Annotated in this window: 12 protein-coding genes; 8 read left to right on the top strand and 4 right to left on the bottom strand. The window is 62.0% G+C overall.

Annotated features, from left to right (window positions below; translation table 11 throughout):
* The first annotated feature begins 147 nt into the window (after positions 1-147).
* The 5 genes from ACJ8HB_RS20700 to ACJ8HB_RS20680 all read left to right on the top strand — a co-directional run bounded on the left by ACJ8HB_RS20700 (position 148) and on the right by ACJ8HB_RS20680 (position 5,300).
* Positions 148-1,758 carry an inorganic phosphate transporter gene (locus ACJ8HB_RS20700; protein ID WP_033634630.1) on the top strand — a complete coding sequence of 537 codons (1,611 nt, stop codon included), beginning with the start codon at positions 148-150 and terminating at the stop codon, positions 1,756-1,758.
* A gap of 26 nt (positions 1,759-1,784) precedes the next feature.
* Positions 1,785-2,699: a polyphosphate kinase 2 gene (gene ppk2 / locus ACJ8HB_RS20695; protein WP_033648410.1), complete on the top strand. Its 915-nt coding sequence runs from the start codon at positions 1,785-1,787 to the stop codon at positions 2,697-2,699.
* A 120-nt stretch (positions 2,700-2,819) separates the two neighbouring features.
* The gene (gene nudI, locus ACJ8HB_RS20690; RefSeq protein WP_033634632.1) at positions 2,820-3,245 is read left to right on the top strand and encodes a nucleoside triphosphatase NudI; all 426 of its coding nucleotides are present in this window, start codon (positions 2,820-2,822) and stop codon (positions 3,243-3,245) included.
* Between the two features lie 93 nt (positions 3,246-3,338).
* The gene (gene pbpG / locus ACJ8HB_RS20685; protein ID WP_033634633.1) at positions 3,339-4,175 is read left to right on the top strand and encodes a D-alanyl-D-alanine endopeptidase; all 837 of its coding nucleotides are present in this window, start codon (positions 3,339-3,341) and stop codon (positions 4,173-4,175) included.
* A gap of 138 nt (positions 4,176-4,313) precedes the next feature.
* Positions 4,314-5,300 (top strand): MsnO8 family LLM class oxidoreductase, encoded by a 987-nt coding sequence (locus ACJ8HB_RS20680; protein ID WP_041035235.1) that lies wholly within the window; start codon positions 4,314-4,316, stop codon positions 5,298-5,300.
* Here ACJ8HB_RS20680 and ACJ8HB_RS20675 read toward each other — a convergent pair.
* Complete coding sequence (locus tag ACJ8HB_RS20675) at positions 5,297-6,601, bottom strand: aminotransferase class I/II-fold pyridoxal phosphate-dependent enzyme (protein ID WP_047567321.1); 1,305 nt, start codon at positions 6,599-6,601, stop codon at positions 5,297-5,299. The two genes, ACJ8HB_RS20680 and ACJ8HB_RS20675, sit on opposite strands and share 4 nt — an antisense overlap.
* Before the next feature lie 66 nt (positions 6,602-6,667).
* Here ACJ8HB_RS20675 and ACJ8HB_RS20670 point away from each other — a divergent pair, with 66 nt between their 5' ends.
* Genes ACJ8HB_RS20670 through pdxY form a run of 3 tightly spaced genes read left to right on the top strand, consistent with a single transcriptional unit; the run spans position 6,668 to position 8,481 of the window.
* A complete protein-coding gene (locus tag ACJ8HB_RS20670) occupies positions 6,668-6,922 on the top strand; it encodes a hypothetical protein (RefSeq protein WP_033634636.1) in 255 nt (84 codons plus the stop codon).
* On the top strand, positions 6,919-7,635 hold the full coding sequence (locus tag ACJ8HB_RS20665) for a glutamine amidotransferase (RefSeq protein WP_047567319.1): 717 nt from the start codon (positions 6,919-6,921) through the stop codon (positions 7,633-7,635). Before ACJ8HB_RS20670 ends, ACJ8HB_RS20665 begins: the two co-directional genes overlap by 4 nt.
* A gap of 3 nt (positions 7,636-7,638) precedes the next feature.
* Positions 7,639-8,481 (top strand): pyridoxal kinase, encoded by an 843-nt coding sequence (pdxY, locus tag ACJ8HB_RS20660; protein ID WP_047567317.1) that lies wholly within the window; start codon positions 7,639-7,641, stop codon positions 8,479-8,481.
* Between the two features lie 43 nt (positions 8,482-8,524).
* On the opposite strand, the gene ACJ8HB_RS20655 is transcribed toward pdxY, so the two are convergent.
* From ACJ8HB_RS20655 to olsF, 3 genes are all read right to left on the bottom strand, one after another.
* Positions 8,525-9,238 (bottom strand): flagellar brake protein, encoded by a 714-nt coding sequence (locus tag ACJ8HB_RS20655; RefSeq protein ID WP_033634639.1) that lies wholly within the window; start codon positions 9,236-9,238, stop codon positions 8,525-8,527.
* Between the two features lie 76 nt (positions 9,239-9,314).
* Entirely contained in the window at positions 9,315-10,097 is a 783-nt protein-coding gene (locus ACJ8HB_RS20650) for an N-formylglutamate amidohydrolase (RefSeq protein ID WP_047567315.1), read from the bottom strand.
* Positions 10,098-10,198: 101 nt separating this feature from the next.
* Positions 10,199-11,920: an ornithine lipid synthase OlsF gene (gene olsF, locus ACJ8HB_RS20645; protein WP_043147518.1), complete on the bottom strand. Its 1,722-nt coding sequence runs from the start codon at positions 11,918-11,920 to the stop codon at positions 10,199-10,201.
* Positions 11,921-12,313: the final 393 nt, after the last annotated feature.

Here is a 12,313-nt window from a genome sequence, read left to right as displayed (position 1 = left end):
CCCCGCTGTTATAACAATCTTTATTTATCGGCGTTAATGATTTTCGCCGTTCCCGATGATTAATATTTTCGTCATAAAAAAGCCACATTCATTCAGAATACTTTTCAGGCGACAGCTACCGCATCCAATCCTCTCAGGAAGGTCATTATGAGCGATAACAGCGCCGTTCAACCGGACATGCCGGCCGCCTCCAGCCTGCCCAAACTGCATCAAAAGAACAGTCGACTCACTGTTCTTTTTTTTGTGTTCTTATTAATTCTGGGGATCGCGTTCGCCGGGGTGAACTTATTTAACGACGTCAGCGACGCCGGCGCCGTCTATACCAGTTACGTTCCGTTTTTATTATTGGGGCTGGCGCTATTGATCGCGCTGGGTTTTGAATTCGTCAACGGCTTCCACGATACCGCCAATGCGGTCGCAACGGTGATTTACACCCACTCGCTTTCGCCGATGGTCGCCGTGGTGTGGTCCGGTTTCTTCAACTTTCTCGGCGTGTTGCTCTCCAGCGGCGTGGTGGCCTTCGGCATCATTTCGCTGCTGCCGGTCGAGCTTATCCTGCAGGCCGGCACCGGCAACGGTTTCGCCATGGTGTACGCCCTGCTGTTCTCCGCCATCATCTGGAACCTCGGCACCTGGTGGCTCGGGCTGCCCGCCTCGTCGTCGCATACGCTGATCGGCTCGATTATCGGCGTCGGCGTAGCCAACGCCCTGATCCACGGCCGTACCGGCACCAGCGGCGTGGACTGGGGCCAGGCGATCAAGGTGGGCTACGCGCTGCTGCTGTCGCCGGTGATCGGCTTCGTGTTCGCCGGCCTGCTGCTGCTGGCGCTGAAGCTGTTCGTCAAGAACCGCCAGCTGTACAGCGCCCCTAAGGGCAATACCCCGCCGCCGCTGTGGATCCGCGGGCTGCTTATCCTCACCTGCACCGGCGTTTCCTTCGCGCACGGTTCCAACGACGGCCAGAAAGGCATGGGCCTTATCATGCTGATCCTGGTGGGCACCATGCCGATCGCCTACGCCCTGAACCGTTCGATGCCGCCGGAGCAGATTCCCCGGGTGGCGGCGCTGGCGGAGGTGACCCAAAACCAGCTGCTGCGCCAGTTCCCGGCCGGCGGCCAAACGCCGCCGCGCGAGGTGCTGACCGGCTATGTGCGCACCAGCGAGCTAACGCCGGAGGTGGTGCCGGCGTTGGCGCAGCTGGCCGGTGCGATCGGCGATCAAATCCGTCAGTACGGCTCGGTCGACAAGATCCCGGCGCAGGCGGTGTCGAACACCCGCAACGACATGTATCTGGCGTCCGAGACCATCAAGCACCTGAAGGCAGAACATCAGCTGCAGATCAATCCCGACGCGCAGCGCAACCTCGACGCGCTGAAGGGCGAACTCGACAACGCCACCCGCTTCATTCCCTTCTGGGTGAAGGTGGTGGTGGCGATTGCGCTGGGGCTCGGCACCATGGTCGGCTGGCGCCGCATCGTGGTGACTGTGGGCGAAAAGATCGGTAAATCGCACCTGACCTACGCCCAGGGCGCCAGCGCCGAACTGGTGGCGATGACCACCATCGGCGCGGCCGACGCCTTCGGCTTGCCGGTTTCGACCACGCACGTCCTGTCGTCCGGCATCGCCGGCACCATGGCCGCCAACCGCTCCGGGCTGCAGATGGCCACCCTGCGCAATCTGCTGATGGCCTGGGTGCTAACCCTGCCGGCCTCGGTGCTGCTGTCGGCGGTGCTGTACTGGATCTTCAACCATTTCTAACACCGGGCCGATACGGAGAAAATCTGATGACCATGCATGAAGTCAACCGCGATGACGGTTTCAATCAGCGCCTGCTGCAAGAGTTTTACGACAGCTACGACGAAGAGCTGGAAATGGAGCTGGACGACCTGCGCTTCGACGCGGCAGAAGTCGACAGCGACGCGAAGAAAGCCTGGCGCAAGCAATACTTCCGCGAGTTGCTGCGCCTGCAGGGCGAGCTGGTGAAGCTGCAGGATTGGGTGATGCGCACCGGCCACCGGCTGGTGATCATCTTCGAAGGCCGCGACGCCGCCGGCAAGGGCGGCGTGATCAAGCGCATCACCCAGCGCCTCAACCCGCGCACCTGCCGCGTGGCGGCGCTGCCGGCGCCGAACGATCGCGAACGCACCCAGTGGTATTTTCAGCGTTATATCGCGCATCTGCCGGCCGCCGGTGAAATGGTGCTGTTCGACCGCAGCTGGTATAACCGCGCCGGCGTGGAGCGCGTGATGGGCTTTTGCAACGACGAAGAGTATGAGGAGTTTTTCCGCAGCGTGCCGGAATTCGAAAAAATGCTGACGCGCAGCGGCATCCAAATCGTCAAATACTGGTTTTCAATCACCGATGAGGAGCAGGAGCTGCGTTTCCTCAGCCGCATTCACGATCCGCTCAAGCAGTGGAAGCTCAGCCCAATGGATCTGGAAAGCCGCCGCCGCTGGGAGGACTACACCGAGGCCAAAGAAATCATGTTAGCGCGCACTAACATTGCCGAAGCGCCCTGGTGGGTGGTTCAGGGCGTCGACAAGAAAAAGGCCCGCCTGAACTGCATCACCCACCTGTTGCAGCAGGTGCCTTATGAGGAAGCCGAAGGCAACGTCATCACGCTGCCGCAGCGCAAACGCAGCCCGGAATACCACCGTAGCCCGGTGCCGGACAACATGGTGGTGCCGGAAATCTACTGACCTTAGCGCAGAGAGGCGGCTACCGCTTCTCTGCGCTAATACAACGCTTTGATTTCTCTCACGCTAAGGGGCTAAACCCCATGTTAAAGTGGTTGCTTTCCATTTTGACAGGAGTCTTCCATGCGCCAGCGCATCATTGTCTGCCCGCTGATTGAAAACGATAACGCCTTCCTGCTGTGCAAAATGGCGGCGCACAAGGGCGTGTTCCCCGGCCAATGGGCACTGTCCGGCGGCGGCGTCGAGCCGGGTGAACAGATAGAACAGGCACTGCGGCGCGAAGTGCGCGAAGAGCTGGGCGCCGCGCTGATCCTCGACAGCATCACGCCCTGGACCTTCCGCGACGACGTGCGCATCAAAACCTACGCCGACGGCAGCCGAGAGCAAATCTACATGATTTACCTGATTTTCGACTGCCATGCCGCCAACCGCGACGTGACGATCAACGACGAGTTCGACGACTACGCCTGGGTGCCGCGCGAGCGTCTCGCGGACTACGATTTGAACGAGGCCACCCGCTTCACGCTGCAACAAAAGGGATTGTTGTAACAGTTTGAGCGATTATCGCCCTATTTTCTTCACATTTGCCGGGCAGACTCTTTTGATATTTTTTAATCACTTAGGGTCACTATTGCCGCCGTTATGCTTTTATCTCACGCTTTTCTCCGTCTGCCCGCCCGGCGCTTCGGCGCCGCCCTCCTGTTCAGCCTGCTGTTCGTTTTGGCGCCCGTGCATGCCGCTGCGCCGCCGCTGGTGCTGAACGCCAAATCGGTGCTGGTCGTCAATCAACGCACCGGAAAGACGCTCTATCAGAAGCAGCCGAACCGCGTGCTGCCGATCGCCTCGCTCACCAAGCTGATGACCGCCATGGTCGCCCTGGACAGCAAACGCCCGATGGGCAGCAGGCTGAAAGTCACCGCCGCCGATCGCGATCTGCTGAAGAAAACCCACTCGCGCCTGACCATCGGCTCGGTGCTCAGCCGCCGCGACATGCTGCACATCGCCCTGATGTCTTCGGAGAACCGCGCCGCTGCGGCGCTGAGCCGCAGCTATCCTGGCGGACGCAAGGCCTTCGTGGCGAAAATGAATCAGAAAGCGCGCGCCATCGGCATGAAACGCGCACGCTTCTACGATCCGACCGGGCTGACGCCGCGCAATGTGGCGACCGCCAACGATCTGCTGAAGATGGTCAATCACGCCTATCGCTATCAATCGATTCGCCGCTTCAGCACCGACAAGCAGCAGATCGTGCGTCCTGGCCGAGGCCAGTTGGTTTACCGCAGTTCCAACGGCCTGATCAACAACCCAGCCTGGAAGATCCAGCTGCAGAAAACCGGCTTTACCGACGAGGCCGGCCACTGCCTGGTGATGCGCACCACCATCAAAGGGCAGCCGGTGGTGATGATCCTGCTCGGCGCGCAGTCGCGCTACGGCCACTACCGTGACGCCATTCGTCTGAAGGCCTGGCTCGAAGGATAATAGCGCGGCGCTTTACCGATCTGCGCATATCCAAATTCGTTTTGGATCAATGGAATATCCTATCGCCAATCAGTATTAAGGCGCGCGCCGCCCGCATGGTATTTGTCAGGCATATCTGATGAGGAAAGGAGCGGGAAAATGGCTTATGCCTTGAGCATATTGGAAAAGAGTCCGATCGCCGACGGGGAAAGCGCCGCCCAGGCGCTAGCGCGCACGCTGCATCTGGCGCAACAGGCGGAACGCTGGGGCTATCGGCGTTTCTGGCTGGCGGAGCACCACAACACGCCGCAGCTCGCCTGCCCGTCGCCGGAAGTGCTGATCGGCTACCTGCTCGGCCAGACGTCGCGCATCCGCATCGGCTCCGGCGGCGTGATGCTGCAACACTACAGCGCCTACAAGGTGGCCGAAAACTTTAACCTGCTGGCGGCGTTGGCGCCGGGGCGCGTCGATCTCGGGGTGGGCAAAGCGCCCGGCGGCCTGCCGCTCGCCACCCAGGCGCTGCAGGCTGCCCATGACCGGCAACACAAGCCGGCTTTCCCGCAGCAGCTGTCGCAGCTGACCGCCTATCTGAACGACGACGCCGAGCCCGGCCTGAGCGCCACGCCGCTGCCGCCGCATGCTGCCCAGCGCTTTCTGCTCGGCGCCAGCAAAGAGAGCGCGGCGCTGGCGGCCGAATCCGGCTGGGCCTTCGTGTTCGCCGCGCATCTGAACGGCAATCCGCAAGATATCAGCGCAGCGCTGGCGCACTACGCCGCACACAGCGGCGGCCGCAAGGCGCTGCTGGCGGTAGCGGCGATCGCGGCGCCAAGCGCGGAACAGGCCGCGGCGCTGGCGGCGGATATACAGCAATACCGCGTCCACGTCGCCGGTGAGCAGAGCGTGACCGTCGGCAGCCTGGCGCAGGCCGAGAGTTTCGTGCAGCAGGCCGGCGCCACCGACTACCGCATCGAGCCGCGGGAAAGCCATATCCTGCTCGGCACCGCGCCGCAGGTGCATCAACAACTGGCGCAGCTGCAGCAGCGGTACGGCGTGGACGAGTTCATCATCGACACGCCGATCGCCGAACCGAGCGCCCGGCTCACCTCACTGCAGCTGCTGGCGGAGGAGAGCCTGACGCCGGCCTAGTTGATCGCCGTACTGGCCCGCATGGCGTCGGCCAGATCCTGCACCAGAGCCGCCAGTTGCGCCGGCGCCACGTTGGCCAGGCTGACGCGGATCGCAGGATCGCTCTTCAGACGAAAAGGCTCGCCGCCCTGCACCAGCCACCCCCGCTGCGCCATCAGCTGCGCGGCGGCGGTTTCCGACCGCACCGGCAACCACAGGTGCAGCCCTTCACCTACCGCCAGCGCCGTGTGATTCAGCGCGTTGAGCCGTTGCACCAGTTCATCCCTTCTGGCCTGATACGCCTGCTGCGCCCGCTGCAGCTGCCCTTCCTGCAAGGCCTGCCCCCACAGCCTGGCGGCGATCTGCTGCAAGATATGGCTGACCCAGCGCTCGCTGATGTACTGATCGGCGCGCATTGCCTGCAGCAACGTCGGGTTGCCGCAGGCCAGCGCGATGCGCAGATCCGGGCTGAGAAACTTGCTCAGCGACAGCACGTACAGCCCGCGATCGCCGTCGAACGGCAGATGCAGCGGCAGCTGCGACAGCGGCCCCCAGAAGTCGTCGACGATCGCCAGACACTGCGGATTCGCGCTGAGAAAACGCCGCCACTGCTGCGCGCGTTGCGCAGAGAGCGTGGCGCCGGTCGGATTGTGGGCGCGCGGCGTCAGGATCACCGCGCCCGCCGCTCCGCTTTCCGGCAACCGACACCCCTGTTCATCCATCGCCAGCGGCAGCGGCCGCAGACGCAGGTGGCGCAGCAGCGTCAATAGCGGCGGCCAGCAGGGATCTTCCACCCACACCGCCGCGCCCGGCTGCATATGGCAGCGCAGCGCCTTTTCCATCGCGTCCAGCGCGCCGGAGAACACCGCCGGTTCCCCCAGCGTGACGCCCTGGCGGCCGAGCCACTCGCGCCCCAGGCCGGTCAATACCGGCAGATCGCCGCTGATGTCATAGCCGTTTTGCTGCGGGAACGCCTCCGCCGCGCCCAGCGCCAACGCCGGCAACAATGCGGCATCGAGATTGCCGCTGGCCAGATCGCACATCCCCGCCGGCACCTGGCGCGGTGCATAGGCCGCACTCACCGCCGCCAGCGGCGGCTCCAGCACCACCGTTCCCGCCCGCCCGCGTGTCGCCACCAGACCGGCATCGCGCAATCGGGCGTATGCGCTGGCGACGGTATTCGGATTGACCTCCAGCTCCGCCGCCAGCTGGCGTACCGGCGGCAACAGCTCGCCCGGCCGCAGCGCGCCGTCTTTGATGCGTGCGGCGATCTGCTCGGCAATCTGGACAGCGCCGCCGCCTTTTGCATACAATGAAGTCATACATAAATCCTTTTGTACTAGTTCAAAATAGATTAACAGCTTCCGCGGCCAAAAGTAAGGGGTTCCATGGATAAACATTACGTGCTCGACATTCAGTATGCAGGAAAAGCCTTTGCCCGCCTGCAGATGTTCACGCCCTGGGCGGCCGATCAGCTGGAGCAGGCTTGCGCGCTGTTCCCGGCCGCGCAGGGTTATCAGGTGCAGCTCAGCCAGGTCAGCGAACGCCGCATCGTCTACCAGAGCGGCGCGCAAGGCATCGCGGTGCTGGGCGAGTCGCTGGCGCTGACGCCGTTCACCCACGCTCACGAGGTTAAACAATGAAGAAAGCCGTCGCCATTCGACACGTCAATTTTGAAAACCTGGGCATCCTCGGTTCCCTGCTCTCGCTGCGCGGCTATCAGATCGACTATTACGATGCCGGCCGCGATGATATTCGTGCTATCAATAATGAAGAGACCGATCTGTTGGTGGTGCTCGGCGGGCCGATCAGTGCCGCCCAACACTTTTCCGGCGCGCAGCGCTATGATTTTCTCGACCATGAATTGGCGCTGGTCAAACAGCGGCTGGCGCAGCGGCGGCCGACCCTTGGGGTGTGTCTCGGCGCGCAGGTGATCGCCCAGGCGCTGGGCGCCGACGTGATCTCGCTCGGCGTCAAAGAGATCGGTTTCGCCCCGCTGACCACGCTCACGGCGCAAGACGACTCGGTGCTGGCGCCGCTGGCCGATACGCCGGTGCTGCATTGGCACGGTGATATGTTCACGATCCCGGAGGGCGCCCGCTGCCTGGCCGGCACGGCGGTTTGCCCGCATCAGGCCTTCGATTATCAGGGGTTCGCGCTCGGCCTGCAGTTCCATCTGGAGGCGGATCATCGCGATATCGAACGCTGGCTGATTGGCCATGCCTGCGAACTGGAACTGGCCGGCATCGCGCCCCAGAGCCTGCGCGAGCAGGCGGCGCGCCACGGCGCACAGCTGGAACAGCGCGCGCGGCAGGTGTTCGCCCGCTGGCTGGATAATAACGAACCAAGGATGTAACTCATGCAACAGACTTCACCCTTGCGATCACCGTCCATCGACGTGATCAGCATTCAATCTCAGGTGGTCTACGGCAGCGTCGGCAACGGCATCGCCTACCGCGCCCTGCTGAAAAAAGGGCTGGAAGCGCTGCAGGTGCCCAGCGTGCTGTTCGGCTGCCCGCCCTATTACGGCAAGCCGCACGGCGGCGTCATCTCCGGCGAGTGGTTCGGCGGCTTTCTCGACGATCTGATCGCCCGCGGCGTGATGAAGCGCGCCCGGGCGGTGATCGTCGGCTACCTGGGTGACGTGATGCAGTGCCATATTCTGGCCAACTGGCTGCAGCGGGTGCGCGCCCTCAATCCGCAGATAAAGATCTATATCGATCCGGTGATGGGCGATTACGGGGAAGGGATCTACGTGGATGAGCGCATCGTCAACTGCTATCGCTCACCGTTCCTGCGGCTGGCCAACGGCCTGACGCCGAACGGTTTCGAACTGGAGCAGCTGTGCGGCCAGCAACTGAGCAGCCAAGAGCAGACGCAGCACGCCGCGCAGGCGCTGTTGAACGACACCACCGAATGGGTGCTGGTCACCAGCGCGCCGGGCGTGGCGCAGCACGAAGACGAAGTGGGATTGATGCTGGTCACCCGGCAGGAAACGCAGTGCTTTACCCATCCGAAGGTCAAATCGGCGGTCAAAGGCACCGGCGATCTGTTCGCCGCACTGCTGGTGAGCCATCTGCTGCACGGCGCCGCGCTTGACGCGGCCGTGGTCGCCGCCGGCGGCGAAGTGTGCGACGTGCTGGCCGAAGCGGCGCATTTCGGTTGGGAAGAGATCGGCAGCCTGCGGGCGTTACAGCCGTAAGGCCAGTGGAGAGTCAGGGGCAGCGTGCCGCCCCTGATAAATATCAGCGTTTTTTCTTTTTGTTGAAATCCAGCTCGAAGGCGAACACCGCGCTTTGAATTTTGCGCTCCATCGCCAGCCCCAGCTTGAGGAAACGGCACGACAGGCGCGAGAAGTGCACCACCTGATCGTTATCGTCGGTTTCCTGATCGTCGTTGACTACCACCAGCTCCATGTTGACCTTGAAGCTGCCGTAGCTGCCCAAATCCAACTCCGCTTTCTTGAACTGCAGGCCCGGCTGGAAGAAATCCGGCAGCGGGCCGTCGAAACGCAAACCGACGCCGCCGGCGGACAGATCGTGGATCCGCAGCTCATAAGGCGTGCCGTTCGGGTATTCGCCGGTACAGAAGAATTGGCGCCAGTGCGGTGTGGTGATGCGGAACTGGCGGCGGCGCTGGATGTAGACCAACTCCTGCGGCAGCCGGGTCGAGCAGGCCTGGACGCCCTGATGTTCGGTCAGCTCCGCCTGGCCGACGGAAAACTCGATTTTGGCGTCGTTGCTTTCAATCACGATGGTGCAGGCGCCGTCGATGGCGTTTTCCGCTTCCTCACCGCTAAACACGATATTGTCCGGCCCGACGCTCAATAACAGACTTTGAAACCGGTGCTGCTGATTTTCTACGCGCAGCGGCGTGCGTTGTTTGCAAATTTCACGCAGAATCGCCAGAACTTCAAAACGCTCCCGTTTGATAAACAGTCCGTTATCGCTGTGCTCCACACGTCTCTCCTGACTTTTTTTCTAATGACGTATTACGTATTCCTTATGGTTATCATCTCTGGGAATATTCCTAAAGTCAAATTTGCCAGCGATGCCAGGCCTGCGGCAGCAGGCGTGCGAAACGTTTCGCCCACGCCTGTTGCCCACGTTCGTCGGCGATCAGATCCTGGCGGATTTCGATGCCGACATAAGGCAAACCGCGGCGTTCCGCATGGACCGGCAACGTGTAGTCGGTGGCGTCGGTCATCGCATAGGGTTCGTTGATCCCCACCTGCAAATCTCCCTCTTCGCGCAGCAGCTCGGCCAGCAGATGGGCAAATTCCGGGTAACGGTTAAACAGCAGCCCCACCTGCCAGGGGCGCGATGCCCCTTTGAACACCGGCGTGAAACTGTGCATGGCGATCACCGCCGTCGGCAGTTCGCGCAGTTGGCGTTGCCCCAGATGATCGTCGATGGCGTGGTGATACGGCAAAAACACCTCGCGCTCGCGCGCCAGCGCGTGCTCGGCATCGATACCGATATTGCCGGGGATCGGCGTCAGCTCGGACAAATGCGGGATCGAGCTGGCGATGCCGGGCGCCCGGTTGCAGTCGATCACCAGCCGTGAGTAACGCTGGTGGATCAGCGTGGCGTCCAACTGGCGGCTCAGATGGCGCGACACGCTCAGCGCGCCGATGTCCCAGCCGATGTGGCGTTCGATCTCCCCCGGCGGCAAACCGAGGTCGCCGAGGGATTGCGGGATCGCCTTGCCGGCGTGATCGCACAGCAGCAAAAAGGGCGCTTTGCCGCGCGGGATTTCAACGGCGGCGGCAGAGGGTTCGTCGGCGGACAATAACGGCGGGATAAACGAGTGAGGCATGACGGGCTCCGGCGGTGGAAAGCAAAACGTTTATCGTAGCGCTATCCCGTCGCCGGCCCCAAGGTCGTGCTTAGATCAAAAAGGCATGAGTCAGACTGTAGTCATGCCGTCTCGGCTGGCTGCGGCTGGTGCACCGCGATATAACGCTGATACCGCGACGGCTTGAGCCGCGTGGTATCCACCAGCACCAGCCCGTCGATGCAGTTGTTGAAAGCCGGATCGGTGCCGAAGTCGATAAACTGTACCCCGCCCGGCTCGCACAGTTCGGTGTACTGCTTGTACAGCGTCGGGATCGAGCAGCCGATATTGCTGAGCAGGCTCTTCAGCCGCACCAGATCTTCCTGGTAGTTATCCCCGGCAAACTGCGCCAGCACCTGCGGCAGCGACGCCGGATAAGGCCGGCGCGATTGCGCGAAGGCGTGGTCCGGCGAGAAATAGAGCCGATAGAAGGCGATCAGCAAATCGCGCGCCGCCAGCGGCATGCCGCCGGAGATCGACACCGGGCCGAACAGATAGCGATACTGTGGGTATTTCGCCAGGTAGGCGCCGATGCCCAGCCACAAATAGTCCAGCCCGCGCTTGCCCCAATAGGCCGGCTGAATGAAGCTGCGCCCCAGCTCGATGCCCTGCGCCAGGATCGGCTCCATATCACGATCGTAGTGGAACAGGCTGTTGCTGTAGATGCTTTCCAGCCCTTTGCGTTCGATTTGTTCGGCGGTGGGGATAAAGCGATAGGCGCCGACGATCTCCAGCTCCTCCTCATCCCACAGCACCAGGTGGTAGTAATCGTCGTCATAGCTGTCCAGATCGCGGCGGCGGCCGGAGCCTTCTCCTACCGCGCGGAAGGCGATCTCGCGCAGACGCCCCAGTTCGCGCAGGATCGGCGTGCGCGCTTCGTCGTGGCGGCGATAGAGGTAGATGGTTTTACCGTCCGGCGTCACCCCCAAGCGTTCGCAGTTCGCCAACGCCTTTTTCAGCTCCAGACGCTCTTCCGGCAGCGCGATCGGCGATTCGCTGGCGAACAGCCCCGGCTTGCCCTGGCCCAGGCGATACACGTGGCGGCGAAAACGCTCCGCCAGATCCTTGGCGCTGGTGTGGCCGTCGTGCCAGCTGGCGAACGGCACGCGGCCGCCGACGCGGATCTTGATGCGCCCGCCCCGCTGCTGGAACATTTCGCGCACCAGCAGCAGCGTCGACAGCGGCCGGTAGACCAACGAGGTAAAGTAGAACAGGTTGCTGTTGCGCGCGCTGATGTGGATCGGCACGATCGGCGCGCGCGCCTTGGCGGCCAGGCGCAGAAAACCGGTATGCCAGTGGCCGTCGCGGATGCCTTTCGGGCTCATGCGCGACACTTCGCCGGCCGGGAACAGGATCAGCGCGCCCTGATTGTCCAGCTGCCGCTGCATGCCTTCAATCTGTTTGCGGCTGGTTTTATAAGCGACGTTATCCACCGGCACGAACAGGTTGCGCAGCGGTTCGATGTAGGTCAGCAGCTGGCTGGCCACCACTTTCACATCCGGGCGCACCGCCGCGACGGCGCGCAGCAGCACCAGGCCGTCGAGCGAGCCGATCGGGTGATTGGCCACCAGCACCACCGGCCCCTGGCTCGGGATGTTTTCCAGATCGCCGTCCACCAGCTCGCAGCTGAGGTTGAAGTAGTCCACCACCTGCTCGATCAGATCGAGCCCTTTCAGGTGGGGATAGTCGGCGGCGAACTGTTTGAATTCTTTTTCGAAGAGAAGGGTTCTTAGCAGGCTGCGCTGCCAGGCAGGGGTATTGCGGTGTGGAAATGCATCTTGCAACAGAGAATCCAGGCTGAACATCGCGTTATCTCCTGACGTAGTCGCTGCAAACTTAAGCCAGAGCCGTGACTCTGACGTGTCAGTTACATGACAATAAAATGAATCCATCGACTATCAGGTATAGCAAAGTAATGAAGAATTGGGAGCGAAAGACGCATTTTCGTCCCCACTTGCCTTCACATCGGCGCCGGTAGCGGCGTACGCGGAACAGCACGGTTACGCGCGCCGGCATAAAAAAACAGTGAAAGCCCGGCGATTGTCGAATTACCGCTGCGGCTTTCGTCATCGGCAGACTGAATAAATAGACGCCGAGAATTGTCGACTGATAAATAACGAATTTGCCGTTTTCACTTTGCGTTGACACCGCTTTCGCTTGCCGCTCAATCGAAAGCAAAAATAAATATAACCAACTGA

It is taken from the genome of Serratia sp. CY27727, from assembly GCF_052169275.1.
GTDB lineage: Bacteria > Pseudomonadota > Gammaproteobacteria > Enterobacterales > Enterobacteriaceae > Serratia > Serratia sarumanii.
The sequence above is the reverse complement of the archived record's forward strand: the minus strand, read 5'-3'. Positions and strand labels throughout refer to the sequence as shown.

Bases quoted from the DNA above. Each gene is read 5' to 3' on its own strand.
- ACJ8HB_RS20700 (WP_033634630.1), top strand. From the start codon at position 148: ATGAGCGATAACAGCGCCGTTCAACCGGACATGCCGGCCGCCTCCAGC.
- ppk2 (WP_033648410.1), top strand. From the start codon at position 1,785: ATGACCATGCATGAAGTCAACCGCGATGACGGTTTCAATCAGCGCCTG.
- nudI (WP_033634632.1), top strand. From the start codon at position 2,820: ATGCGCCAGCGCATCATTGTCTGCCCGCTGATTGAAAACGATAACGCC.
- pbpG (WP_033634633.1), top strand. From the start codon at position 3,339: ATGCTTTTATCTCACGCTTTTCTCCGTCTGCCCGCCCGGCGCTTCGGC.
- ACJ8HB_RS20680 (WP_041035235.1), top strand. From the start codon at position 4,314: ATGGCTTATGCCTTGAGCATATTGGAAAAGAGTCCGATCGCCGACGGG.
- ACJ8HB_RS20675 (WP_047567321.1), bottom strand. From the start codon at position 6,601: ATGACTTCATTGTATGCAAAAGGCGGCGGCGCTGTCCAGATTGCCGAG.
- ACJ8HB_RS20670 (WP_033634636.1), top strand. From the start codon at position 6,668: ATGGATAAACATTACGTGCTCGACATTCAGTATGCAGGAAAAGCCTTT.
- ACJ8HB_RS20665 (WP_047567319.1), top strand. From the start codon at position 6,919: ATGAAGAAAGCCGTCGCCATTCGACACGTCAATTTTGAAAACCTGGGC.
- pdxY (WP_047567317.1), top strand. From the start codon at position 7,639: ATGCAACAGACTTCACCCTTGCGATCACCGTCCATCGACGTGATCAGC.
- ACJ8HB_RS20650 (WP_047567315.1), bottom strand. From the start codon at position 10,097: ATGCCTCACTCGTTTATCCCGCCGTTATTGTCCGCCGACGAACCCTCT.
- olsF (WP_043147518.1), bottom strand. From the start codon at position 11,920: ATGTTCAGCCTGGATTCTCTGTTGCAAGATGCATTTCCACACCGCAAT.